24 protein-coding genes are annotated in these 23447 nt (G+C 71.1%); 13 read left to right on the top strand and 11 right to left on the bottom strand.

Features of this window, described 5'->3' with window-relative positions:
• Positions 1 to 2: 2 nt before the first annotated feature.
• From AOQ37_RS31715 to AOQ37_RS31700, 4 genes are read left to right on the top strand one after another with little or no spacing between them, the layout of a single operon-like run.
• Entirely contained in the window at positions 3 to 923 is a 921-nt protein-coding gene (locus AOQ37_RS31715) for an SCO2523 family variant P-loop protein (protein WP_062649552.1), read from the top strand.
• Positions 920 to 1918, top strand: coding sequence for an SCO2522 family protein (locus tag AOQ37_RS31710; RefSeq protein WP_062649455.1), 999 nt, complete (start codon positions 920 to 922; stop codon positions 1916 to 1918). Before AOQ37_RS31715 ends, AOQ37_RS31710 begins: the two co-directional genes overlap by 4 nt.
• Position 1919: 1 nt before the next feature.
• Positions 1920 to 2885, top strand: coding sequence for an SCO2521 family protein (locus AOQ37_RS31705; protein WP_062649453.1), 966 nt, complete (start codon positions 1920 to 1922; stop codon positions 2883 to 2885).
• Positions 2886 to 2934: 49 nt separating this feature from the next.
• Positions 2935 to 3903, top strand: coding sequence for a hypothetical protein (locus AOQ37_RS31700; protein ID WP_062649451.1), 969 nt, complete (start codon positions 2935 to 2937; stop codon positions 3901 to 3903).
• On the opposite strand, the gene bla is transcribed toward AOQ37_RS31700, so the two are convergent.
• Complete coding sequence (gene bla / locus AOQ37_RS31695; RefSeq protein WP_062649550.1) at positions 3900 to 4817, bottom strand: class A beta-lactamase; 918 nt, start codon at positions 4815 to 4817, stop codon at positions 3900 to 3902. The genes AOQ37_RS31700 and bla overlap by 4 nt on opposite strands.
• 253 nt (positions 4818 to 5070) lie before the next feature.
• Here bla and recO point away from each other — a divergent pair, with 253 nt between their 5' ends.
• From recO to AOQ37_RS31680, 3 genes are all read left to right on the top strand, one after another.
• The gene (gene recO / locus AOQ37_RS31690; protein WP_062649449.1) at positions 5071 to 5820 is read left to right on the top strand and encodes a DNA repair protein RecO; all 750 of its coding nucleotides are present in this window, start codon (positions 5071 to 5073) and stop codon (positions 5818 to 5820) included.
• A gap of 31 nt (positions 5821 to 5851) precedes the next feature.
• Positions 5852 to 6703, top strand: coding sequence for an isoprenyl transferase (locus AOQ37_RS31685; protein ID WP_062649447.1), 852 nt, complete (start codon positions 5852 to 5854; stop codon positions 6701 to 6703).
• A gap of 80 nt (positions 6704 to 6783) precedes the next feature.
• Complete coding sequence (locus tag AOQ37_RS31680; RefSeq protein WP_062649445.1) at positions 6784 to 8139, top strand: histidine-type phosphatase; 1356 nt, start codon at positions 6784 to 6786, stop codon at positions 8137 to 8139.
• Between the two features lie 106 nt (positions 8140 to 8245).
• Here AOQ37_RS31680 and AOQ37_RS31675 read toward each other — a convergent pair whose 3' ends face one another.
• From AOQ37_RS31675 to AOQ37_RS31660, 4 genes are read right to left on the bottom strand one after another with little or no spacing between them, the layout of a single operon-like run.
• Positions 8246 to 8665 (bottom strand): Fur family transcriptional regulator, encoded by a 420-nt coding sequence (locus AOQ37_RS31675; RefSeq protein WP_028806487.1) that lies wholly within the window; start codon positions 8663 to 8665, stop codon positions 8246 to 8248.
• Positions 8666 to 8724: 59 nt separating this feature from the next.
• A complete protein-coding gene (locus AOQ37_RS31670; RefSeq protein WP_062649443.1) occupies positions 8725 to 9627 on the bottom strand; it encodes a metal ABC transporter permease in 903 nt (300 codons plus the stop codon).
• Positions 9627 to 10418 carry a metal ABC transporter ATP-binding protein gene (locus AOQ37_RS31665; protein ID WP_062649441.1) on the bottom strand — a complete coding sequence of 264 codons (792 nt, stop codon included), beginning with the start codon at positions 10416 to 10418 and terminating at the stop codon, positions 9627 to 9629. Before AOQ37_RS31665 ends, AOQ37_RS31670 begins: the two co-directional genes overlap by 1 nt.
• Before the next feature lie 28 nt (positions 10419 to 10446).
• Positions 10447 to 11406 (bottom strand): metal ABC transporter substrate-binding protein, encoded by a 960-nt coding sequence (locus AOQ37_RS31660; protein ID WP_062649439.1) that lies wholly within the window; start codon positions 11404 to 11406, stop codon positions 10447 to 10449.
• 171 nt (positions 11407 to 11577) lie between these two features.
• On the opposite strand from AOQ37_RS31660, the gene AOQ37_RS31655 reads away from it, so the two are divergent.
• Positions 11578 to 12960 carry a glycine--tRNA ligase gene (locus AOQ37_RS31655; RefSeq protein ID WP_062649437.1) on the top strand — a complete coding sequence of 461 codons (1383 nt, stop codon included), beginning with the start codon at positions 11578 to 11580 and terminating at the stop codon, positions 12958 to 12960.
• Positions 12961 to 13114: 154 nt separating this feature from the next.
• Here the strand turns inward: AOQ37_RS31655 and AOQ37_RS31650 are convergent, their stop codons facing one another.
• Positions 13115 to 13507, bottom strand: coding sequence for a hypothetical protein (locus AOQ37_RS31650; RefSeq protein WP_062649435.1), 393 nt, complete (start codon positions 13505 to 13507; stop codon positions 13115 to 13117).
• 164 nt (positions 13508 to 13671) lie between these two features.
• Here AOQ37_RS31650 and AOQ37_RS31645 point away from each other — a divergent pair, with 164 nt between their 5' ends.
• On the top strand, positions 13672 to 14514 hold the full coding sequence (locus AOQ37_RS31645) for a helix-turn-helix domain-containing protein (protein ID WP_062649433.1): 843 nt from the start codon (positions 13672 to 13674) through the stop codon (positions 14512 to 14514).
• Complete coding sequence (locus tag AOQ37_RS31640; RefSeq protein ID WP_062649432.1) at positions 14496 to 14699, top strand: DUF397 domain-containing protein; 204 nt, start codon at positions 14496 to 14498, stop codon at positions 14697 to 14699. Before AOQ37_RS31645 ends, AOQ37_RS31640 begins: the two co-directional genes overlap by 19 nt.
• On the opposite strand, the gene AOQ37_RS31635 is transcribed toward AOQ37_RS31640, so the two are convergent.
• Complete coding sequence (locus tag AOQ37_RS31635) at positions 14678 to 15790, bottom strand: endonuclease/exonuclease/phosphatase family protein (RefSeq protein ID WP_062649431.1); 1113 nt, start codon at positions 15788 to 15790, stop codon at positions 14678 to 14680. The genes AOQ37_RS31640 and AOQ37_RS31635 overlap by 22 nt on opposite strands.
• Before the next feature lie 237 nt (positions 15791 to 16027).
• On the opposite strand from AOQ37_RS31635, the gene AOQ37_RS31630 reads away from it, so the two are divergent.
• Together AOQ37_RS31630 and AOQ37_RS31625 are read left to right on the top strand one after the other, a co-directional pair.
• Positions 16028 to 17038, top strand: a complete 1011-nt coding sequence (locus AOQ37_RS31630; protein ID WP_062649430.1) for an aldo/keto reductase — start codon at positions 16028 to 16030, stop codon at positions 17036 to 17038.
• A gap of 25 nt (positions 17039 to 17063) precedes the next feature.
• Complete coding sequence (locus AOQ37_RS31625; RefSeq protein ID WP_062649429.1) at positions 17064 to 17669, top strand: TetR/AcrR family transcriptional regulator; 606 nt, start codon at positions 17064 to 17066, stop codon at positions 17667 to 17669.
• A gap of 54 nt (positions 17670 to 17723) precedes the next feature.
• Here AOQ37_RS31625 and AOQ37_RS31620 read toward each other — a convergent pair whose 3' ends face one another.
• The 3 genes from AOQ37_RS31620 to AOQ37_RS31610 form a co-directional block, all read right to left on the bottom strand.
• Complete coding sequence (locus AOQ37_RS31620; protein ID WP_062649428.1) at positions 17724 to 18866, bottom strand: serine hydrolase domain-containing protein; 1143 nt, start codon at positions 18864 to 18866, stop codon at positions 17724 to 17726.
• Positions 18867 to 18930: 64 nt separating this feature from the next.
• Positions 18931 to 19149 carry a hypothetical protein gene (locus AOQ37_RS31615; protein WP_062649426.1) on the bottom strand — a complete coding sequence of 73 codons (219 nt, stop codon included), beginning with the start codon at positions 19147 to 19149 and terminating at the stop codon, positions 18931 to 18933.
• Between the two features lie 114 nt (positions 19150 to 19263).
• Positions 19264 to 20694, bottom strand: a complete 1431-nt coding sequence (locus AOQ37_RS31610; RefSeq protein WP_062649422.1) for an MFS transporter — start codon at positions 20692 to 20694, stop codon at positions 19264 to 19266.
• A gap of 344 nt (positions 20695 to 21038) precedes the next feature.
• Here AOQ37_RS31610 and AOQ37_RS31605 point away from each other — a divergent pair, with 344 nt between their 5' ends.
• Complete coding sequence (locus AOQ37_RS31605; RefSeq protein WP_062649548.1) at positions 21039 to 21923, top strand: helix-turn-helix transcriptional regulator; 885 nt, start codon at positions 21039 to 21041, stop codon at positions 21921 to 21923.
• Positions 21924 to 21966: 43 nt separating this feature from the next.
• On the opposite strand, the gene AOQ37_RS31600 is transcribed toward AOQ37_RS31605, so the two are convergent.
• Positions 21967 to 23412: an MFS transporter gene (locus AOQ37_RS31600; RefSeq protein WP_062649420.1), complete on the bottom strand. Its 1446-nt coding sequence runs from the start codon at positions 23410 to 23412 to the stop codon at positions 21967 to 21969.
• Between the last annotated feature and the right edge of the window lie 35 nt (positions 23413 to 23447).

The following is a 23447-nucleotide window of genomic DNA, read 5'->3' as shown; positions in this document are numbered from 1 at the left end:
AGGTGCTCGTCTTCGCCGCCTCCGACAAGGGAGGCACCGGCCGCTCCGTCACCAGCGCCAACCTCGCGTATCACCGCGCGCTGGACGGGGACGACGTCTGCTACCTGGACTTCGACTTCGGCTCGCCCACCGCGGCCGCCGTGTTCGACCTGCCCGACGTCCTCTCCGAGGCGGAGGGGCGCGGCCTGCACTCCTATCTGAAGGGCAAGACGGGGGAGCCGCTGCGGGTCGACGTCTGGGCGCGCACCGAACACCCCGTCCTGCGCGGCAGGCCCGGCGGGTCCGGGCGGCTGGTGCTGCTGCCCGGCGACCGCACGGCCGGTGAATTCGTCACCGACGAGGAGAACCTGCACCGCTGTGTGGATCTCGTCCTGCGGCTGAAACGCGAATTCGACGTCATCATCATCGACCTGAGCGCCGGGCGCAGTTATGCGATGGACCTGGCGCTCGCCGCGACTTCGCCCCGGGGCGGGCTCGGCCGTCTGAAGAACCGCTGGCTCGTCTATCACCGGTGGACCCGTCAGCACGTCATGGCGGCAGCCGAACTCGTATTCGGAAAACAGGGGATAGTGCAAGCCGGTACGGCCATCGGGCACGACCCGGACGCGCTGGGCGGCGCCATCAGGTTCGTCCGCGCCGCCGTGCCCGATCTCGAGTCGCCGTTGTGGTCCCAGGTGTCGCCCGCGCAGTACGCGTGGATGCGGCAGTGCGACAAGGAACTCGAGGAACTCGCGGCCGGCCGGGGCATCGGCAGAACCAGGGTGCTGGCGTCCATTCCGCTGGAACCCGTCCTCCAGTGGCAGGAACGCCTCATCACCGACGAGGACGTGCACGACCGGCGGATCGCCAACAACGAGACCTGGCAGGCCATGGGGGATCTCGCGCGGCGACTGACCGACGACAAGTTCTGGGGGCAGTTGTGAACGGGCCGGGAACCGTTTTCCGGGAGAGCAGCGCCGACCCGCGCACCGAATCCGTGCCCTACTCCCATCTCTCCCTGGAATTGGGCCACTTGTACATGGAGGACTTCGCCGAGGGGACCGCCCGGCTGCGCCGGCACTTCGCCGGCGTACGGCCCTGGGTGGACGCCGCCCGGGCCGGTCTCGGCCCGCTGCCGCCCGGCCGCCGGCCCCGGATCAGCACCTGCTTCCTGATCGACGACTACTTCTCCCGGCTGGCCACCCCCGCCGAGCTGATCCCGCCCCTGCTGGAGGCGGCGGCCGAGGCCGGGCTGACCATCGACTACCTGGCCCGCGAGTCGGGCTGCGCCGGGCCCGCCCAGACCGCGGGCGGCTCCGCCCACCGCGACCGGGCCGCCCTCGCCGAGTCCGTCCTGCACCGGCTGGTGGAGTCACCGCCGCCCGGCAGCAACGGCTTCCGTCCGCCCGTCGGCCGCACCGGCTGGCTCACCAACGGCCGCCGCGCCCCGTCCCAGCGGACCTCGGCCGCCCTGGACACCACCGGTGTCTGGCAGCCGCCGAGCGAGACCGAGGCGCGCGGCCACTCCGTGTTCCTCGACGTCGAACTGTGGAACGGGTCCGAGGACGCGCGCACCTGGTCCTGTGCCTTCCTGGCCGCCGTCTGGCAACTGGTCCGGCTCGGGCTGCTGCGGGACAACGGCGCGGCCGTGCTCACCCCCACGCGGTGGCAGGGCGAGAAGTTCCCGGCCGAGTGGGACGCGCTGCCGCCCGTCCTCCAGCTCAACGCCTCCGCGACGCCCTTCGCCGCCTACCGCACGTGCAGCGTCCTGCCGACCCGGTTCCTGCCCGTCGAGCACGCCGTACGCGTCATCCTCGACCAGGTCCACGTCGCGGCCGAGGCGCTCGAACAGGTCGCCGAGCGGTCCGCCGGTGAGGGCTTCCCGGTGCCCGCGGCCGTCGTGGACCGCACGTCCTACGTGTTCCCGCCGGGGCTGTGACATGAGCGGCCTGGGCACGGTCTCCGGTCCCGTCCTCGTCTGCGGTGAGGTGCGGACCTGTCTGCTGCCCCACCGCAGGGCGGTGGACGAGCCGACCGCCGTGCGGCTGCTGCGGCTGCGCGCCGACGAACCCGTCCGGACCTCCCGGCGTCCCAACCGGCACGCCCTCTCCCCGGACGTCCTCACCGGCGTCGACTGCCGGCTGCCCACCGCCACCGGCGCCAAGGTCCGCGCGGTCGGCACGGTGGCGGCGCACGCGGCACTCGTCGAGGGCCGCGTCCTCCAGTCGACGGCGTACTTCTCCACCCCGGCCACCGGGCCCGACCGGCGCCGGCCCTGGGGGTACTACCTGGTCCGGCCCGGTGTGCTGGTCCCGGTCGGCCGGCTGCCCGGTAAGTCCGTCACCGAGGGCTTCCTGACCGGACACCAGCAGGACCAGCTGGACGTCGGCTCCATCGCCGAGAGCCTGCTGGCGAGGATCTCCCGGCGGCACGACCTGCTGGACCACGACGCGCCGCTCACCACGACCGACACCAGCCTGCGCTGGACCGCCTCACCGGCCGACGACGCCGAACCCGCCTCGGCGCGGTTCACCGAGCTGGGCCCGGGGCTGCGGATCGTCGAACTGCGGCTGCCGCGGGGAACCACGCCGGTGGCGGCGGCCACCCTGTGCGAGGACCTCGCCCTGCACGACTGGCTGCTGACGACCGTCGGCGACAAGCTCGACGGCCTGCCGCCCGGCTCCGAGAACCAGGCGGCCGCGATGAAGGTGCTGCGCCCGCTCGTCGACCATCTGCTGCATCTGTGGATGCCTCAGGCGCGGCTGGACCGGGCCTTGAGCCCGCCTTGGGAGGAACTGGAGCGCCACCCGGGTTTCAGCAGACAGTGGAACACCATGGCACAGCGCATCCGGGACCAGCTGGCACTGCGCAACGTCGTCCGGGGCGAGGTGCCCGCCCTGTCCTGACAGCACCACACAACTGCTCGCGCACGATCCCGACGGGGGGAGAAAGAGAGTGTCTGCACCGACGAACTCGTACTTCAGGGGAGATCGCATCCGGGACGGCGAGGGCGCCCGGCATGTGACGCAGAAGATCCTGATCACCGTGGTGGCGGGCGGCGTCGTCTACCTGCTCACCAATGTCGTCGGACCGTCCGAGGAGGACGGCCCGTGGCAGCTCGTGCTGTCCGTGCTGTGCGGCGGCATCGTGCTGATCGTGCAGTTCCTGGCGTCCTTCGTCGGCCAGCTGGGCGATCTCAGGGAGTCCGTGGACAAGCGGTTCGCCGACATAGGCGAGGCGACGAAGCTCTTCACCGAGGTGGAGAAGCTGCGCGGCGACGGGGTGCCCCGGCTCGCCGAGCACGCCACGAAGGTCGTCTCCATGGGGCCCGACATCCTGCACGAGTTCGCGCACGCGGAGATCGACCGGCTCGCCGCGCAGATGGAGGACTTCACCAACCTCAGCGCCGAGTGCGCGGGCGAGAACCACGACTGGCTGCTGACCCTCACCAAGTGCGCGCGGACGAGCATCGACGCCATCAGCACCACCGTCGTCGACGACGGGTTCTGGAACACCGAGCCGGCCGGACGCTATCTGACCGCCCAGCGCGAGGCGATCCTGGAGCGGCGCATCTCGGTCCGGCGCCTGTTCATCGTGAAGCGGCCCGAGGAACTGGCCGCCCTCGAACCGATCTGCGCGGAGCAGCGGGAGATGGGCATCCAGGTCCAGGTGGTGGCCCTGGAGGAACTCCCGCTGTACCTGCGCCGCGGCAAGATGATCGACTGCATCGTCTTCGACGGGGTGCTGTCCTACGAGATCCACGCCGACCAGCTGAGCGTGAACACCTCGACGACGGTGAACGCCCGGGCCGACGAGGTCCAGCCCCTGATCCGCCGGTTCGACCAGCTGTGGGAGGCCGCCGCCCCGGGCACGTCCCCGAACGGCGTCCCCGACAGCGTCCGCCTGAGGCCCGACGGATCCTAGGCCGTGGGCGGGCCGAGCGTCTCCGCCAGGACCTTCGCCGTCTCCACGATCAGGTCGTGGTCGTAGGCCGCCTCCCGGTCCGGCTTGGTGAGCTGGACGACCAGGACGACGGGGGCGCCGTCCGGGGTCCACGCGACACCGGCGTCGTTGTTCGCGCCGTACCAGCCGCCGCCGGTCTTGTCGGCGACCGTCCAGGTCGGGGGGAGTCCGGCGCGGAAGCGGTTGGCGCTGGTGACCGTGCCGAGCATCCAGTCGGTCAGGCGCCGGCGGTCACGGGCGGCCAGGGCGTCGCCGAGGACGAGACGGCCGTAGGTACGGCCGATCGCGGCCGGGCTCGTGGTGTCCGTGACCCGGTCCGGTTCGGCCGAGTTGAGGTCCGGCTCCCAGCGGTCGAGGCGGGTGACACGGTCGCCGACGGAGCGGGCGAAGCGGGTGAGTCCGGCGGGGCCGCCGATCTCGCGCAGGAGCAGGTTGCCGGCCGTGTTGTCGCTGCGCTGGACGGCCGCCGCACACAGCTCGGCGACCGTCAGGCCGTCGGCCACGTGCTCCTGGGTGACGGGGGAGTTCTCCACCACGTCCGCCGCCGTCCAGTACACGCGGCGGTCCAGCGTCCCCTCGGGCAGGTCCCGCAGGACGGCCGCCACCGCCAGGGTCTTGAACAGGGAACACACCGGGAAGCGTTCGTCGGCCCGGTAGCGGACCGTCCGCCGGGTGCGGACGTTGTGCGCGAACACGCCGAGACGGGCGCCGTGTGCGGCCTCCAGGTCGCGCAGCCGGGCGGTGACCGGGTCGGTGGCGGCTGTGGCGGGGCCCGCGGTGAGCAGGACGGCCGTGGTGGCCGCGCCGGCCGTCAGCAGGGTGCGGCGGGAGGTCCCCGGAGCGGGGGGAAGAGGGGAAAGGCGCGAGTCTGAGATCGTTCTCTCCGTCCGTCGAGGATCATGGTCTCCTCCGTCACGGACGTCACTTCGCCCCCGCCGGTTGCGCCGCCCCAGGTCGCACCCGCCGTCCGGGGGATCGGGGCGGGCGGGCACACCGCTCCTCGGGCGTAGGCGAGAATGGGCGCATGAGCCTGCTCCGCGACGACGGCATCGCACCCCGCACCCGGCAGCCGGGCGCGGCGGACCGCCCGGTGCCGCACCCCCGGCAGGCCGCCCCGGGCGGTGCCCGATGAGCCTCTTCCGGGACGACGGGATCGTCCTGCGGACCCAGAAACTCGGCGAGGCCGACCGCATCATCACGCTGCTCACCCGCGGCCACGGACGGGTGCGCGCCGTCGCGCGGGGCGTACGGCGGACGAAGTCCAAGTTCGGGGCCCGCCTCGAACCCTTCTCCCACGTCGACGTGCAGTTCTTCGCGCGGGGCAGCAGCGAGCTGGTCGGACGCGGGCTGCCGCTGTGCACGCAGAGCGAGATCATCGCTCCCTACGGTGGCGGGATCGTGACCGACTACGCCCGCTACACCGCCGGCACGGCCATGCTGGAGACCGCCGAGCGGTTCACCGACCACGAGGGCGAGCCGGCCGTCCAGCAGTACCTGCTGCTCGTCGGGGCGCTGCGCACCCTGGCCCGCGGCGAGCACGCCCCGCACCTCGTCCTCGACGCGTTCCTGCTGCGGTCGCTCGCCGTCAACGGATACGCCCCGAGCTTCGGCGACTGCGCCAAGTGCGGAATGCCGGGCCCCAACCGCTTCTTCTCCGTGGCGGCCGGCGGCTCCGTCTGCGTCGACTGCCGGGTGGCCGGCAGCGTCGTACCCTCGCCCCAGACCCTGGTTCTGCTGGGTGCGCTGCTCACGGGAGACTGGGAGACGGCGGACGCGTGCGAGGCACGCCACGTCCGGGAGGGCAGCGGGCTGGTGTCCGCCTACCTGCACTGGCACCTGGAGCGCGGGCTGCGCTCACTCAGGTACGTAGAGAAGTAAGCAAGCGAAAGTCAGAGGAGACGAGAGGCACATGGTCGTACGCGGGTTCCTGGGGCGGCAGCGTCGCGAGTACAGGACGCCGGAGCCGCACCCGTCCGGCGCGCGCCCGCCGAAGCTCCCGGGCGAGCTGGTGCCCGAGCATGTGGCGATCGTCATGGACGGCAACGGCCGCTGGGCCAAGGAGCGCGGGCTGCCGCGCACCGAGGGGCACAAGGTCGGCGCCGAGCAGGTCCTCGACGTGCTCCAGGGCGCGGTCGAGATGGGCGTGCGCAACATCTCGCTGTACGCCTTCTCCACCGAGAACTGGAAGCGCTCGCCCGACGAGGTCCGCTTCCTGATGAACTTCAACCGCGACTTCATCCGCAAGACCCGCGACCAGCTCGACGAGCTCGGTATCCGGGTGCGCTGGGTGGGCCGCATGCCCAAGCTGTGGAAGTCGGTCGCCAAGGAGCTCCAGGTCGCCCAGGAGCAGACCAAGGACAACGACCGTCTCACCCTGTACTTCTGCATGAACTACGGCGGCCGGGCGGAGATCGCGGACGCGGCGCAGGCGCTCGCCGAGGACGTGAAGGCGGGCCGGCTCGACCCGTCGAAGATCACCGAGAAGACCCTCGCCAAGTACCTGTACTACCCGGACATGCCGGACGTCGACCTGTTCCTGCGGCCGAGCGGCGAGCAGCGCACCTCCAACTACCTGCTCTGGCAGAGCGCGTACGCGGAGCTGGTCTTCCAGGACGTGCTGTGGCCCGACTTCGACCGCCGTGACCTGTGGCGCGCCTGCGTCGAGTTCGCGTCCCGGGACCGCCGTTTCGGCGGCGCGGTCACGAACGAGGAACTCCTGGCCATGGAGGGGAAGACTTCCGACCCGGAGGTCACCTCGTAGCCTCCGTGCGTTCACCCGGCCCGTCGACGCTGCGGGAGACCAGTCCGTCCCGGTCTCCCGCTCGCTGAAACGGCCCGCACATGAACCGCGTCACCCCCGCCCTCGCCACCGCTCTCGGCGCGCTGGTGCTCACCGCACTGCCCGCCCACGCCGCCGACACCGGCGGTTCCGGCGCGCACCTGGCGCACCGCGACAGCTACGGCACGAAAGCCACCTACGCGCCCGGGCAGAGCGCCCGCTCCTACCAGCGGCCGCCGGCCGGCTTCACGCCCGTCTTCACGGAGAACGTCTCCCGGCACGGTTCGCGTTCCGCCTCCGACGGCGAAGACGCCGACCTGATCCTCGCGCTCTGGGACAAGGCCGAGGCGGCGGGCCAACTCACCGGCAAAGGCAAGGAGTTCGGCCCGAAGGTGCGCGCCCTCCAGGCCGCCATGGCGAAGGTCGGCTACGGCGACCTGAGCGGCCTCGGCAAGAAGGAGATCCAGGACACGGCCGTCCGCACGGCCGAGCGTCTGCCGTCCCTCTTCGCCGGGATCGCCCGCGACGGCGAGAAGATCGACGTCGTCAGCTCCGGGCAGACCCGGGCCACCGACAGCGCCGACCTGTACGCGGGCGCCCTCGCCGACACCTACCCGGCCCTGAAGCCGCTGATCGGCACGACCCGCACCGACAAGGACCTGCTCTACTTCCACAAGGCCGACGGCGGCGCGGCCTACCGCGACTACATCGCGAACGACCAGCGCCTCGCGGACACCCTGGCGAAGATCACCGACCAGCCGAAGACCCACCGGGCCGCGGCGGACGTCCTGCGGCGCCTGTTCACGGCCCCCTTCGTCGAGCAGCTCGGCGGCGCCGCCCGGGTCGACGCCGCCCGGGCCGTCCACGCCCTGTACGCCATCGCCCCCGCGATGAGCCAGGAGAGCCCGGGCGGGAAGGGCTGGGGGATGCAGCGGTACATCTCCGCCTCCGACGCCGCCTGGTTCGGGTACCTCGGCGACGCCGAGGACTTCTACGAGAAGGGTCCCGGCTTCGCCGACAGCGACATCACGTACAAGATGGCGGACGTCCTGCTCGACGACTTCTTCGAGCGGGCGGAGGCCGAGCGGTCCGGCACCGGCACCCTGGGCGCCGAACTCCGGTTCACCCACGCCGAGGAGATCATCCCGCTGGCCGCCCTGATGGGCCTGCCCGGCAGCACGGAGCCGGTCACCGCGGCCCGCCCGTACACCTACGCCTCGAACCCGTGGCGCGGCGCCGAGGTGGCCCCCCTCGCCTCGAACATCCAGTGGGACGTCTACGAGAACAACGGCCGCTTCCTGGTCCGCATGCTCTACAACGAGCAGGAGACGTCCTTCAAGCCCGCCTGCGCCCCGATGGCCAAGGGCAGCAAGTTCTACGACCTCGACGAACTGGAACGCTGCTTCGGCCGCAGCTGAGCATTCAGCCCGTCCGGCGTTCGAGGACGAGGCCCGTTCAGGGCCGAAGGGGGGTCTGGGGGGGCAGCCCCCAGGGTCCGGTAACCCGACCCGCACCCACAACCGCTCAACCGCCGGAGGCACCCGCGCAGTCGGAACACGTGCCGAAGATCTCCACCGTGTGGGCCACATTGACGTAGCCGTGCTCCGCGGCGATGGCCTCGGCCCACTTCTCCACCGCCGGGCCCTCCACCTCCACGGCCTTGCCGCAGACCCGGCAGACGAGGTGGTGGTGGTGCTCGCCGGTGGAGCAGCGGCGGTACACCGACTCGCCGTCCGAGGTGCGCAGGACGTCGACCTCGCCCGCGTCGGCGAGCGACTGGAGGGTGCGGTAGACCGTGGTCAGGCCCACCGAGTCGCCCTTGTGCTTGAGCATGTCGTGCAGATCCTGGGCACTGCGGAACTCGTCGACCTCGTCGAGCGCCGCCGCCACGGCGGCACGCTGCCGGGTGGAACGGCCCTTCACGGGCGGTCCAGCGGTTGTCACCGTTGCCTCCTCACGTCTGCGGCTTGCCGGGCCATTGTGCCAGCACCGGCTGTGCGCGGTCAGACGCCGACCTCGTCCCCGGCAGCCCGGGTGGCCGGAATCGCGCACTCCGCCGGGTCGCCGCCGGGGTGCGCCGCCGCCAGCGCGCGGGCGCGGCGCCGGGCCAGCGGAGCGGCCAGGACGCTCAGTGCGATGAACGCGGCGATGGTCAGCAGGACGATCGTCGCGCCGGGCGGCACGTCCTGGTAGTACGAGGTGACCGTGCCGCCGATGGCCACCGTCACGCCGATCGCCACCGCGATCGCGAAGGTGGCGGCGAAGCTGCGGCTGAGCTGCTGGGCCGCGGCCACCGGCACCACCATCAGGGCCGACACCAGGAGCAGCCCCACCACCCGCATCGCCACCGTCACGGTGACCGCCGCCGTGATCGCCGTCAGCAGGTTCAGCGCGCGGACCGGCAGACCGGTCACCCGGGCGAACTCCTCGTCCTGGCTGACCGCGAAGAGCTGGCGGCGCAGGCCGAGCGTGACGACGACCACGAAGGCCGCGAGCAGACAGATCGCCGTGACGTCCGACTCGGAGACGGTCGACAGCGATCCGAACAGGTACGACGTCAGGTTGGCGTTCGAGCCGCCGGGCGCGAGGTTGATGAACATCACGCCGCCCGCCATACCGCCGTAGAAGAGCATGGCGAGGGCGATGTCGCCGCGGGTCTTTCCGTACCAGCGGATCAGTTCCATGGTCACCGCGCCCAGGACGGAGATGGCGGTGGCCATCCACACCGGGGACCAGGAGAGCAGGAAGCCCAGGCCGACGCCGGTCATCGCGACATGGCCGATGCCGTCGCCCATGAGGGCCTGGCGGCGCTGGACGAGGTAGATGCCTACGGCGGGGGCCGTGATGCCGACCAGGACGGCGGCCAGCAGCGCCCGCTGCATGAAGGCGTAGTTCAGGAAGTCCATCAGCTCAGCAGTCCCGTGCGGATCGGTTCGGCGCCCGCGGGTGCGTGCGGGTGTACGTGGTCGTGACCGGGCAGGGCGTGCTGGCCGACGGCCGGTGTGGGCGGTCCGTCGTGCAGGACGCAGCCGTCGCGCAGGACGACCGCCCGGTCGATCAGGGGCTCCAGCGGGCCCAGCTCGTGCAGCACGAGCAGGACCGTCGTACCGGCCGCGACCTGGTCCTTCAGGGTCCGCGCCAGCACCTCCTGGCTGGCCAGGTCGACGCCGGCCATGGGCTCGTCCATGATCAGCAGTTCGGGTTCGGCGGCCAGCGCGCGGGCGATGAGCACGCGCTGGTGCTGGCCGCCGGAGAGGGCGTCGACGTTGTCCCGGGCCCGGTCGGCCATGCCGACGAGGTCCAGTGCGCGCCGGACGGCCTCCCGGTCGGCCTTGCGGAAGACGCCGAAGCGGGTGCGGGAGAGGCGGCCCGAGGAGACGACCTCCGTCACCGTGGCGGGGACCCCGCCGGCGGCCGTCGTGCGCTGGGGCACGTAGCCGATCCGCGCCCAGTCCCGGAACCTGCGCCGGGGTGTGCCGAACAGCTCGACCTCGCCCGCGCTGACCTGGACCTGCCCGATCACGGTGCGTACGGCGGTCGACTTGCCCGAGCCGTTCGCGCCGAGCAGGGCGACGACCTCACCGCGCCGCACGGTGAGGTCGACGCCCCGCAGGACGGGGCGGGCGCCCAGCTCCGCGCGGACCCCGCGCAGGGAGATGACGGACTCGGCCTTCGCGTCGGTGACGCTCGCGTCCATGACGCCCTCCGTAGAGATCACTGGAGATTCACTTCGTTCCCAGGGCTGTCTTCAGCGCCTCGAGGTTCGCTTCCTGGACCGAGAAGTAGTCCGTGCCCCGGGACTTCTTCGTGATGCCCTCGATCGGGTCGAGGACGTCGGTCTTGAGGTTCGCGTCGGAGGCGATGGTCTTCGCGGTCTTGTCGCTGACGAGCGTCTCGTAGAACACGGTCGTGACGCCGTCGGCCTTCGCCATCTTCTCAAGCTCCCTCACGCGGGCGGCGCTGGGCTCCGATTCGGGGTCGAGGCCGTTGATGGCCTCCTCGGTCAGGCCGTAGCGCTCGGCGAGGTAGCCGAAGGCGGCGTGGGTGGTGACGAAGACCTTGGTCTTGGTGTTCGCGAGCCCGTTCTCGAACTTCGTGTTCAGGGCGTCGAGCTTCTTCACGAGGGCCGCGGTGCTGGTCCGGTAGTCGGCCGCGTGGTCCGGGTCGGCCTTCTCGAAGGCCTTGCCCACGCCCTCGGCGACCTGGGCGTAGCGCACCGGGTCGAGCCAGATGTGCGGGTCGAGGCCGGACGACTCCTCGTCCTCGTGGTCGTCGTGCTCGGCCGCGTGGCCGCCGACCTCGTTGCCGTGTTTCTCCAGCGTGGTCAGGGAGGCGGCGTCGATCTTGGTCTTGATCTCGGACTGCGCCACCGCCTGGTCGACGGAGGGCTGGAGGTCCTTGAGGTAGAGCACCGCGTCGGACTCCTGGAGCGCGGCGGTCTGCTGGGCGCTGATCTCCAGGTCGTGCGGTTCCTGGCCGGGCGTGGTGAGGCTGGTGACGTTCACGTGGTCGCCGCCTATCTCCTCGGCGAGGAAGGCCATCGGGTAGAACGACGCGACGACGTCGAACTTGTCCGTGTTGGCCGCGGCCGCGCTGTCGGAGGAGCAGGCGGAGAGGGTGCAGAGGCCGAGGGCGGTGGCCGCCGCGACCGCGGTGCCGGATATGAGGCGTCGTCGTACGTTCATGACAGTCATTTTCAACAAATATGGAAACCGTTGTCAACAAGGCCTGGTAACGGCTGGGTAAGGGTCTGGGTAGGGATCCGATTTGGTCGAGGGGGAGTCCCCGCCGGTACCCTGAAGTCTTCTCTGGAAGCATCTCGCTTCGTCGCCCGTCGTCGTTATGAAGAGAGCACCGTGGCCGCCGACAAGATCGACACCATCGTCAGCCTGAGCAAGCGCCGTGGCTTCGTATTCCCGTGCAGTGAGATCTACGGTGGCCAGAAGGCCGCCTGGGACTACGGACCGCTGGGTGTCGAGCTCAAGGAGAACCTGAAGCGCCAGTGGTGGCGCTACATGGTGACGTCGCGCGAGGACGTGGTCGGTATCGACTCGTCCGTCATCCTGGCCCCCGAGGTCTGGGTGGCCTCCGGCCACGTCGCCACTTTCTCCGACCCGCTGACCGAGTGCACCTCCTGCCACAAGCGGTTCCGCGCGGACCACCTGGAAGAGGCGTACGAGGCCAAGCACAACCGCCTGCCGGAGAACGGCCTGGCGGACGTGAACTGCCCCAACTGCGGCAACAAGGGCCAGTTCACCGAGCCCAAGCAGTTCTCGGGTCTGCTCTCCACCCACCTCGGCCCCACGCAGGACACCGGCTCCATCGCCTACCTGCGCCCCGAGACCGCCCAGGGCATCTTCACCAACTTCGCCCAGGTGCAGACCACTTCGCGCCGCAAGCCGCCGTTCGGCATCGCGCAGATGGGCAAGTCCTTCCGCAACGAGATCACGCCCGGCAACTTCATCTTCCGCACCCGCGAGTTCGAGCAGATGGAGATGGAGTTCTTCGTCAAGCCGGGCGAGGACGAGAAGTGGCAGGAGTACTGGATGGAGCAGCGCTGGAACTGGTACACCGGCCTGGGCCTGCGCGAGGAGAACATGCGGTGGTACGACCACCCGAAGGAGAAGCTCTCCCACTACTCCAAGCGCACCGCTGACATCGAGTACCGCTTCCAGTTCGGCGGCAACGAGTGGGGCGAGCTGGAGGGTGTCGCCAACCGCACCGACTTCGACCTCTCCGCCCACGCCAAGGCCTCCGGCCAGGACCTCTCCTACTTCGACCAGGAGGCCCAGGAGCGCTGGACCCCCTACGTCATCGAGCCCGCCGCCGGTGTCGGCCGCGCGATGCTCGCCTTCCTCCTCGACGCCTACATCGAGGACGAGGCGCCCAACGCCAAGGGCAAGCTGGAGAAGCGGACCGTCCTGCGCCTGGACCACCGCCTGGCCCCGGTGAAGGTCGCGGTCCTGCCGCTGTCCCGCAACCCGGAGCTGTCGCCCAAGGCCAAGGGCCTCGCCGCCGCGCTGCGCCAGAACTGGAACATCGAGTTCGACGACGCCGGTGCCATCGGCCGCCGCTACCGCCGCCAGGACGAGATCGGCACGCCGTACTGCGTCACCGTCGACTTCGACACCCTCGACGACAACGCGGTCACCGTCCGCGAGCGTGACTCGATGAAGCAGGAGCGGGTGTCCCTCGACCAGATCGAGAGCTACCTCGCCGGCCGCCTGATCGGCTGCTGATCCCGGGTTCCTTCGGGTTTCTTCCTGAACGCCGGTGCCGGGCCCCTTCCGGGGGCCCGGCACCGGCGTTCGTCGTACCCGGCCGAACCAGATCTGACCCCCGGCGGCGCCGACCGGGAGTCGTCGGGTCGTCCGCTCACGCCTCGCACACCTCTCAAGCGCGGTGGTCCCGCCGCTGGTGGCCGCGCAGCAGCACATTGGCGTCCGTCTCCGCGCTGCGGTCGTGCGTGGCGCGGGCGTGCTCCCGTCGTGACGCCAGGTCGTCGCACTCGTCGCAGTCCGGTGCCGGTACGGGCGGCCGGGGTGTGCCGATGCCGACCATGAACGGCGCGTCGGTCCGGGCGCGCCGGTTCGCCGCCCGCACACCCGCGCTCAGCCGCTCCTCGGTGGTCGCCGGCCGCAGCGCCGCCGGGTCTGCCTGCCACTCCCGGCCGCCGCCGACCGGCCGGAGCATCGCGTAAGGGCCGGACCGGTCCTGGTACTCCCCGACCTTGTCCGTCGCCGGGTCGTAGAGCAGGGCACCCGGCTCGTGCTGCGTGTCGCGCATGTCTTTCGCTCCTTTCACCCAACTTACATACTAAATGCGACAGTTGGGCTACTCTGGGTAGTGGGGGTCGTTGTCAGGATGGCCTTCGATCGGCATCGGCACGCCGCTGACGTGGGGCGGGGCGTCGTCGGACAGCGCATATTCCACAAATTCCGGAGGAACGGATGCCGTCCAGGCGGGTGATCACGGGCCGTAGCCAGGAACCCCGGCGACGCTTCGCGGAGGAACTGCGCCTCCTGCGGACCGAGAAGGGTGACAGCCTGCGGCAGTTGGAGGTCGTGCTCGGCTGGAACGCCTCGACGTTCGGGAAGATGGAGGGCGGTCAGAGCCTGGGCAGCCCGGAGATCGTCGAAGCGCTGGACCAGCACTACGGGACGACCCCGATGCTGCTCACGCTGTGGGAGCTGGCGGTGGCGGACCCGTCGCAGTTCAAGGAGCAGTATCGGCGGTACATGTTGCTGGAGGCCGAGGCGATCAGTCTCTGGCACTACGGGGGCGGCACGATTCACGGGTTGCTGCAAACGCCTGCGTACGCAAGCGAGTTGCTCGCCGAGGGCGGCCTCAAGGGTGAAGAGCTGGATCAGCAGATCGAAGCGCGCATCGGGCGGCGAAAGGTGCTTGAGGGGGATGAAGCGCCGCCGTTCCGCATCATCCTGTCCGAGGCGGTGCTGCGCAATTCACTGCGCGACCGTCAGGAGTGGCGGGGGCAGCTGGAGTATCTGTTGGAGGCGTCGGAGCAGCCGAACATCACTCTGTATGTGCTGCCGCACGGCACCGGACTGCACGGTCTGATGGACACCCCGGTGACGTTCCTGCGGCTGCCGGACGGCCGGACCGTGGCCCACACCGAGAACGTTGTCAGGGGTGAACTGGTCGAGGAAATCGGCAAGGTTGAGGGATTGCAGCGCAGATACGATGGGATTCGTGACCTGGCATTGAGTCCTGCTGAGTCGCGGACGTTCATCTTGCGCATCTTGGAGGAAGTGCCGTGCGAGCCGTCGACCTGAGCAACGTGACATGGCGCAAGAGCAGCTACAGCAACTCGGAAGGCGGCGCCTGCCTCGAAGTCGCCGACGGTGTGACCTCCCTCGTCCCCGTCCGGGACAGCAAGGATCCCGGACGGGGTGTGCTGGCGTTCGGGTCGGAGGCCTGGGGCCACTTCGTCCGTGTCTACAGGTCGACGTCCACGTAGAGCGCCGCGTGGTCGGAGGCCGCGGTGCCCTTCGAGGTCACCGTGTCGAAGGACTTGATGTCCTTCGCGAAGATGCCACGGGTCTCCAGCCCGACGTGCTGGACCTCCGGCCACAGCTCGGGGGAGAGCAGGAGATAGTCGAGCTTGTTCGCCTCGCTCTTGCAGGTCCCGTGGGTGCCGGGCAGCCCGTGATAGGAGCGGTGGCTCATCACGTCCCGCATCCCGGTGTCGCGCAGGACGGTGACCGGGGCGCTGTCCGGATCGTCGTTCATGTCCCCGGCGACGACGACGTGCGGGGTGCGCTCCAGAGCGGCCCGGTAGATCTCCGCGACCCGCTTCGCCTGGGCCAGGCGCAGGTCGGGGTTGTCCTGGAACTTGCTCTTCAGGTGGTTGCCGAGGACCACCAGGGGCGTCCCGTTGAGCTGGATCTCGAACTCGGGGCAGTCGCGGCTGAAGAGTCGCAGGTCGGGACGTTCGGGGCCGGTGTCGAAGATATGGGTTCGCAGGGACGTGATCGGGTGCCGGCTGAGGATCCCGATGTCGATGCCCCGGGGATCGTTGCCGTCGACCAGCAGGGCGTAGGGATACGGCCGCCTGCCGAGTGCTCCCGCGAGCACCTGCGTGTTGAAGCGCTCCAGGGTGAGACGGTCCTCGACCTCCACGGTGAGCAGGATGTCGGCGTCGACCTCCGAGACCACCCGGCCGGTGTTGCGCACCACGGTCAGCTCGAAGTCGTCCTGCCCCAGCTCGGCCCAACCGGCCCACGCGGAACGGCCCTTGGCAGTGACCTCGACGTGGGTGCTCTTTCCCGACCCCGTGGTCTTGAACAGCCCGGAGTCCTTGCCCGGACGTGACTGGTTCACGTAGATCGGCGGCGGGTTCTTCGGGTCGATCTCGTACGCCCGGTGCTTCTCGATGAGCCCGGCGATCTTCGTCCGGTCGTCGGCCGTGTACACGGGCAGGTCGAGCAGCTCGGCCAGCGTCGCGAAGTCGTCCAGGATCTCCTTGCGCTTCGCCGGGTCCTCGATGCGGAAGGCCGTGGGCCGGCGGAAGAGGTTCTCCATGTTGAAGGTGGCGATGCGGATGCTCATGGCAGCCTCCATGGCGGCGCGGAGGGCCGCTCGGTCGGCGGCAGGCGCCGCCGGGGTGACTGCGCACCGACATCTCTCATTGTCCTCGGTGTGCCCGGCCCGTCGACCGGACGGCAGCCGGATGGCAGATATGGAATGACAGGTAACGGGTGTCGCATAACGGGCAACAAGTGACAGCTGACGGATGACGACTGACAGATATTGAAATCTGTCAGTCGTCATGCGAGGCTGGTACCCATGACGATGCGAACCCGTTCCCTCGGCACCACCGGTCCCCAGGTCTCCGCCCTCGGCCTCGGCTGCATGGGCATGTCCGCGCTGTACGGCGACGCGGACCGGGCCGAGGGGATCGCGACGATCCACGCCGCCCTCGAGGCCGGCGTGACCCTGCTGGACACCGGCGACTTCTACGGCATGGGCCACAACGAACTGCTGATCGGCGAAGCGCTGCGCACCGCTCCCGCCGCCCGCCGTGAACAGGCTCAGGTCAGCGTGAAGTTCGGCGCCCTGAGGGACCCGGACGGCGGCTGGAGCGGCTACGACGGCCGTCCGGCGGCCGTGCGGAACTTCGCCGCCTACTCCCTCCAGCGCCTGGGGGTCGATCACATCGACGTCTACCGCATCGCCCGGCTCGACCCGGACGTCCCGATCGAGGAGACGGTCGGCGCGATCGCCGAGCTGGTCGAGAAGGGGCACGTCCGGCACATCGGCCTCAGCGAGGTCGGCGCCGAGACCATCCGCAGGGCCGCCGCCACCGCGCCGATCGCCGACCTCCAGATCGAGTACGCGCTGATCTCGCGCGGCATCGAGAGGTCGATCCTGCCGGTCACCCGTGAGCTGGGGATCTCCATCACCGCGTACGGCGTGCTGTCGCGCGGGCTGATCTCCGGGCACTTCACCGCGGACCGCAAGCTCGCCGCGAACGACTTCCGGGCCTACTCGCCCCGCTTCCAGGGCGACAACCTCCAGCACAACCTGAACCTGGTCGAGGCCCTGCGGAAGATCGCCGAGCAGAAGGGCGTCTCCGTCGCGCAGATCGCGATCGCCTGGGTGCTGGCCCAGGGCGAGGACATCGTGCCGCTGGTCGGCGCCCGGACCAGGGAGCGGCTGGCGGAGTCGCTGGGCGCGCTGGACGTCGTCCTGGAGGCCGCCGACCTCGCCGCGATCGAGGACGCCGTCCCGGCCGACGCCGCCGCCGGTGACCGCTACTCGGCCGCCGCGATGGCCCACCTCGACAGCGAGCGCTGACCCGACCTCCGGGTACGGTCTGAGCATGTCACCGACCACCGAGACCCTGACCGCCGAGCGCATCCTCGAGGCGACCGAGGAAGTGCTGCGCCGCCACGGGCCCGCCAAGGCCACCGTGGTCGACGTGGCGCGCGCGCTCGGGGTCAGTCACGGCAGTGTCTACCGGCACTTCCGGACGAAGGCGGCGCTGCGCGCGGCGGTCACGAAGCGGTGGCTGGACCGTACGTCCGAGACCCTCGCCGGCATCACCGCCGACGAGACCCGCACGCCGGAGACCCGGCTGCGGGACTGGCTCGCGGCGCTCTTCGAGGCCAAGCGGCGCAAGGCGGGCGACGACCCCGAGCTGTTCGCCACCTACATGGTGCTGACCGGGGAGACCGGCGAGGTCGTCGAGGAACACCTCGCCGACCTGACCGGTCAGCTGACCCGGATCATCGAGGCGGGAGTCGCCTCCGGCGCCTTCACGGCCCCCGACCCTAGGACCTCCGCCGTCGCCGTCTTCCACGCCACCGGCCGCTTCCACGACCCCGGCTACAGCCGGGTGTGGGAGCGCCCGGGCGCCCAGCAGGACTTCACGGCCCTGGTGGACCTGCTGCTGCGGGGGCTGCGGGCCCAGTCGGCGTCCGCCTGAGCGACGAGCCGCACCCGGATGCCTTCCCGGACGGCAGGACGACCGCCTGCCGGGTCACTGCGCCGTACACCGCCAGAAGTCCCGCATCAGGGGAGTGGGTGTCGGGTTCTCCATCGCCACCTGGGTGAGGAGGATCGTCACCGTGCCCGTACTCGGGACGATGTGGGCCGCCGTGCCGGTGCCGCCGACCCAGCCGTAGCGGCCGGGGACGTTCCAGGGATCGACGGGGGAGACGTCGACCGAGCCGCCGTAGCCCCAGCCCTGGCCCTCCAGGAAGAGTGCCCCCGTCTCCCGCTGCGCCGCCGTCAGGTGATCGGTCGTCATGCGGCCGACCGACGTGGGGGAGAGGAGGGTGCGGCCGCCCGCCGCGCCGCCGTTCAGGAGGAGACGCGCGAACGCCAGCCAGTCGTCGGCCGTGGACACCAGCCCGCCGCCGCCCGACGGGAAGGCCGCAACGCTGCTCCATTCGCCGTCCGGGGTGTCCGCCACCTCCAGCCCGCCCGCGCCGTCGGGCCGGTAGGCGGTGGTGAAGCGGTCCCTCCGCTCCTTCGGGACCTCGAACGCCGTGTCCTTCATGCCCAGCGGCGCGAAGATCCTTTCCGCGAGGAACTCGGGCAGCGGGCGGCCGGACGCCCGCGCGATCAGGATGCCCTGGAGGTCGGAGGCCGTGCCGTACAGCCAGGCCTCGCCCGGCTGGTGCAGCAGGGGGACGCGGGCCAGGTCCGTCAGCCAGGTGTCCGGGTCCGGGTAGGCCTGCGGCGCCCGGCCGTCCTTCTGCACACCGAACAGGGCCTGGACGGCGGGAAGGGAGAAGTCGGCCGGGAAGCCCCAGCCGGGGCGGGAGCTCAGCAGGTCCTCGACCGTGATCGGGCGGGCCGCCGGGACCACGTCGTCGACGGGAGCGGACGGCGTGCGGACCACGACCGGGTCCGCCAGCTCGGGCAGCCACTCGGTCACCGGCGAGTCCAGGGCCAGCCGCCCCTCCTCCACCAGCATCAGCAGCGCCGCCGCCGTGACCGGCTTGGTGATCGAGGCGATCCGGAACAGGGACCCGCGGTCCATCGGGGCGGTGCCCTCGGCGTCCCGCGCACCGGCGGTCACCACCTGCACCGAGTCGCCGCGGGCCACCAGACCCACCGCTCCGGGTACGGTGCCGTCGTCGACGTACCGTCGCAGTGTCTCGTGCAGAGCGCTCATGGGCCGGCCTTCCGGTGCGCGATCGACTCTCTTCGCCCCTGATGACCCCCGGGGCGGCCGGAAGTCATCGCTGCTCGCGGCCCTCCGCGGGATCCACCGTCGCCTGATGCGCCTCGGCGAGGTGCTCCTCGGCCTTCAGCCAGGGCAGGAACTGCGCCCCCTTGCGCCAGCCGCAGGTGTCACATCTGATCGTGCGCTGCACTCCGGTGCGCCGCACTCTGACGACATGCTCCCGACCGTGCTGGTCCCAGCGGCTCACCTTGCTCGTGTTGATCTCCAGCACCACGCCTCCCGAAATCTCGGCCAGCAAGGAGTGTGCAGCAAGAACAACATCAACAGGGGTTTCACCCGGTCGAGTTAGCCGAGTCGTGCCCCGGCCCGGACCGGGAGGCCCGGGTCACCCCACCCGGCGCGGCAGCCGCAGGCTCAGCAGACCCGTCACCACGATCCCGCCCAACTGCACGACCAGCGTGGTGACCAGGGCGTTGCGCATGCCCATCCCCGGGACCAGGGAGAGGAACAGGGTGCCCAGGGTGGCCACCCCCAGCGCCAGCGAGGCCTGTTGGGTGGTCACCATCACCCCGCTGCCGACGCCCGCGCGGGCCGGCGGCACCTCGGACATCACGATCCGCATGACGACGGGCAGTTGGAGCGCCTGTCCCGCACCGGCGACCGCCGCGCCCGGCAGCAGCGCGACGAAACCCACGTCCGGCCAGTCGGCACGCACCGCCAGCAGGATGAGGACGACCCCCACGGCCTGGACCACCGCACCCGCCGTCACCACCCGGGCCCCGAACCGCGTCACCAGCCGTGGCCCGGCCAGCGAGACGAGGAAGAACGCCAGCGCCATCGGCGCGAGCGCCAGACCGGCCCGCACCGGACCCAGTCCCGCCCCGCTCTGGAGCGCGACGGCGATGACGAACATGAACCCGCTGAAGCCGATCGCGAACGGCACCATGATCGTCAGGCCCCGGCGCAGCGGAGTGAGCGCGAACAGGCTCGGCGGCACCAGCGGGGTACGGCCCTGCCGGTCGGCACGCCGCTCCACCGCCAGGAACGCGCCCGTCACCAGCGGGAACGCGGCCAGCGACAGCCACGTCCACAGCGGCCAGCCCGCAGCCCTGCCCTCGGTGAGCGGGGCGAGCAGTGTCAGCAGGGCGGCGGCGAGGAGCACGGTGCCGGGTCCGTCCACCGGCTCCGGACGCGGTGAACGCGTCTCCGGGACGGCACGGACGGCGAGGACGAGCCCGACGACCACCACGGGCACGTTCACCAGGAACACCGAGCGCCAGCCGCTGCCGGCGAGGTCCGCCGCGACCAGTACGCCGCCCAGGATCTGGCCCGCGACCATGGCGAGCCCGGCGGTCGCGCCGTACAGGCTCATCGCCTTGGCGCGCCGCGGCCCCTCGGTCGACGACTGGATGGTGGCGAGCACCTGCGGGACCATCGCGGCGGCCGACGCTCCCTGGGCGACCCGTGCCGCGACCAGTGACCACGCGTCGGGCGCGAGCCCGCAGGCCAGCGAGGTCAGGCCGAAGGCGGCCATACCGCCCAGGAAGAGCCGGCGACGGCCGAACAGGTCTCCGAGCCGGCCGCCCAGCACGAGCAGGACGGCGTACGCGAGCCCGTACCCGGCCACGACGAGTTCGAGGACGGACTCGCTCGCCGCGAGATCCCGGCCCATCGTGGGCAGGGCGACGTTGACGATGAAGAAGTCGATCAGCGGAAGTGCCGCTCCGAGCAGCACGGTGAACAACCCGAGCGAACCGAGCGCACGGGGTGCCGCGCTCGTCCGTACGGCGGCCGGGGTGGTGAGGGTTTCAGTCACGCTCCCGAGCCTGCGCCGCCGCCCAGCCGGGTACCAGATGCTTCTTATCCTGGTAGAAGGAGTACCTGGCAACAGGGTCCGGGCGGCCGCACGCTGGAGGCATGACGACGATGGCCCAGGAGGCACACGCGCGCGAGGCCCGGGCGAGCCGCCGCCGGACGGGGACCCGCGAGCCCCAGGAGCCCCAGGAAGCCCAGGAGGCTCAGGAGCCCCGGGAGGCTTCGGAGCCCCGGGAGGCTCAGGAGCCCCGGGAAGCCCGTGCGGCGCAGGCGGCGCAGGCGGGTCGTGCGGCGCAGGCGGCCCGTGCGGCGGAGGAAGCCCGTGCGGCGGATGCGGCCCGCGAGGTGCAGAAGGCCCGCGAGGCGCGCGGGGCCGGCGGCTCGGAGATCCGGCGCCACGAGCTGGCCGCCTTCCTGCGCAGCCGCCGCGAGCGGATCACACCCGAGCAGGTGGGCCTCCCGCGCGGAGCACGCCGCCGGACCCCGGGGCTGCGCCGCGAGGAGGTCGCCCATCTCTCGGCGGTCGGCGTCACCTGGTACACCTGGCTCGAACAGTCCCGGGACATCCAGGTCTCGGTCCAGGTCCTGGACGCCCTCGCCCGCACGCTGCTGCTCGACCCGAGCGAACGGGCCCACCTCTTCCAGCTGGCCGCCGCGACCGACCCGACGCCCGCCTCGTCCTGCGCCGGGGTCACCGACGCCGTGCGCGAGGTGCTCGACCAGCTCGACCCGCTGCCCGCCTGCGTCCAGAACAGCCGCTACGACATCCTGGCCTACAACCGCACCTACGCCCATCTGCTCTGCGACCTCGACGCGATCCCGCCCGAGGACCGCAACTGCATGGTCCTCGTGCACACCCACCCGCAGTGGCGCGAGTCGATCGTCCACCTCGACGAGACCATGCGCCTGATGGCGGCGAGGCTCCGCGCCTCCATGGCCGGCCATCTCACCGAGCCCGCCTGGAAGATGCTGGTCAGGCGTCTCCAGTCGGAGTCACCGGAGTTCCGCGAGAACTGGGAGCGCTACGAGGTCATCGCGACCCGCGGCAAGACCAAACAGTTCCGCAACCCGCACGTCGGCCTCCTCGACCTCACCCACACCGACCTCTGGCTGAGCCCGGAACTCGGGGCGCGGCTGGTGACGTACGCGCCGGTGGACGAGGCGACCCGCGAGCGGCTGGAGAAGCTGTACACGTTCGCGCGGACCACTCGGGCGACGCGGACCACCTGAGCCGCCCGAGCCGCCGGTACCGCCGTCACTGTCCGGAGCGGGGTCAGACGCCGAGGCTCGCCGTCTCGCGGACCTCCGGCGACTCCAGCCGTCGCGCGGTCCGCTCCGCCGTCCGCCGCGCCCACGGTCCGGTGGTCACGGCGCCCAGGACGAGGACGACGGCACCGCAGCCGGCGAGGATCCACCAGCCGGGCAGGGCGGCCGAGACGAAGGTGTCGCGGTACCGCGCGGTGTTCACGCCCGCCGCCAGGACCGCGCCGATCACCGCGACGCCCAGCGTCTGGCCCAGCTGGCGGCTGGTGGAGGCGACCGCCGCGGCGACCCCCGCCTGACCGCGCGGCATGCCCGACACCGCGGTGTTCGTGATCGGCGCGTTCACGAACCCGAAGCCCACCCCGAACAGCACGTACCCGAGGAACAGCGTGACGTCGGAGGTCTCGGCCTCGAAGACGGCGAACAGCAGTCCGCTCGTCGTGATCGCGGCGCCCGAGATCAGCAGCGGCAGCCGCGGCCCCCGGCTGCCGACCAGCCGTCCGGACAGCGGGGCGCACAGGAACATCGGCACCGCCATGGGCAGCATCCACAGCCCGGCGTGCAGGGCGTCCAGGCCCCGGACGTTCTGGAGGTACAGCGTGGACAGGAAGAGGAAGCCGCCCAGCGCGGCGAACGCGCCGACCGCGACCACGGTCGCCCCGCTGAACGGCACCGAACGGAAGAAGCGCAGGTCGACGAGGGGTTCGTCGCGGCGCGGCTCGTACCGGAGCAGGCCGATCAGTGCGGCGAGCGCCACCGCGGCGAACGGCAGGCTGGTCGAGACGCCCGCCTCCGGCGCCTCGATGATCGCGTAGGTGAGGGGGCCGAAGAGGGCGATGACCAGCAGCTGGCCGACCGGGTCGGGGCGGCGGGCCTTCGGCGCGCGGGACTCGGGGACGTACCGCAGGGTGGCCAGCAGGGCGACCAGGCCGATCGGCAGGTTCAGCCAGAAGATCGACCGCCAGCCGACGGACTCCACCAGGAGTCCGCCCAGCAGCGGGCCGGCGGCCATCGAGATGCCCACGACCGCGCCCCACACCCCGATCGCCCGGGCCCGCTCGCGCGGATCGGTGAACGTGTTGGTGATGATCGACATGGCCACCGGGTTCAGCATCGAACCGCCGACCGCCTGCACCATCCGGGCCGCGATCAGCAGCTCCAGGTTCGGGGCGAGCGAGCACAGCAGCGAGCCGAGCGTGAACACGACCAGCCCGGCCATGAACACCTTCTTGCGGCCGATCCGGTCGGCCGTCGATCCCGCGAGCATCAGCAGCACGGCCAGGACCAGCGTGTACGCGTCGATCGTCCACTGGAGGCCGGCGGTGGAGGCGTGCAGGTCGCTCTGCATCGCGGGCAGGGCGACGTTGAGGACGGTGACGTCGAGGCTCACGATCAGCAGGCTCATGCAGCAGATGGCGAGGACGAGAAGACGACGGCGAGGGCTGAGCTCGGGCATGCGGACCATCGTACGCCGATATTGATAGTGCGCCT

This window comes from Streptomyces maremycinicus, from assembly GCF_001184025.1.
GTDB classification, from domain to species: domain Bacteria; phylum Actinomycetota; class Actinomycetes; order Streptomycetales; family Streptomycetaceae; genus Streptomyces; species Streptomyces maremycinicus.
This window is presented reverse-complemented; position numbering and strand designations above follow the sequence as displayed.

What these genes read in the sequence shown, in the direction of transcription:
- AOQ37_RS31665 (WP_062649441.1), bottom strand. Translation starts at nt 10,418, where the DNA reads ATGGACGCGAGCGTCACCGACGCGAAGGCCGAGTCCGTCATCTCCCTG.
- AOQ37_RS31685 (WP_062649447.1), top strand. Translation starts at nt 5,852, where the DNA reads ATGGTCGTACGCGGGTTCCTGGGGCGGCAGCGTCGCGAGTACAGGACG.
- AOQ37_RS31625 (WP_062649429.1), top strand. Translation starts at nt 17,064, where the DNA reads ATGTCACCGACCACCGAGACCCTGACCGCCGAGCGCATCCTCGAGGCG.
- AOQ37_RS31645 (WP_062649433.1), top strand. Translation starts at nt 13,672, where the DNA reads ATGCCGTCCAGGCGGGTGATCACGGGCCGTAGCCAGGAACCCCGGCGA.
- AOQ37_RS31705 (WP_062649453.1), top strand. Translation starts at nt 1,920, where the DNA reads ATGAGCGGCCTGGGCACGGTCTCCGGTCCCGTCCTCGTCTGCGGTGAG.
- AOQ37_RS31600 (WP_062649420.1), bottom strand. Translation starts at nt 23,412, where the DNA reads ATGCCCGAGCTCAGCCCTCGCCGTCGTCTTCTCGTCCTCGCCATCTGC.
- AOQ37_RS31660 (WP_062649439.1), bottom strand. Translation starts at nt 11,406, where the DNA reads ATGAACGTACGACGACGCCTCATATCCGGCACCGCGGTCGCGGCGGCC.
- AOQ37_RS31630 (WP_062649430.1), top strand. Translation starts at nt 16,028, where the DNA reads ATGACGATGCGAACCCGTTCCCTCGGCACCACCGGTCCCCAGGTCTCC.
- AOQ37_RS31680 (WP_062649445.1), top strand. Translation starts at nt 6,784, where the DNA reads ATGAACCGCGTCACCCCCGCCCTCGCCACCGCTCTCGGCGCGCTGGTG.
- AOQ37_RS31620 (WP_062649428.1), bottom strand. Translation starts at nt 18,866, where the DNA reads ATGAGCGCTCTGCACGAGACACTGCGACGGTACGTCGACGACGGCACC.
- AOQ37_RS31650 (WP_062649435.1), bottom strand. Translation starts at nt 13,507, where the DNA reads ATGCGCGACACGCAGCACGAGCCGGGTGCCCTGCTCTACGACCCGGCG.
- recO (WP_062649449.1), top strand. Translation starts at nt 5,071, where the DNA reads ATGAGCCTCTTCCGGGACGACGGGATCGTCCTGCGGACCCAGAAACTC.
- AOQ37_RS31670 (WP_062649443.1), bottom strand. Translation starts at nt 9,627, where the DNA reads ATGGACTTCCTGAACTACGCCTTCATGCAGCGGGCGCTGCTGGCCGCC.
- AOQ37_RS31635 (WP_062649431.1), bottom strand. Translation starts at nt 15,790, where the DNA reads ATGAGCATCCGCATCGCCACCTTCAACATGGAGAACCTCTTCCGCCGG.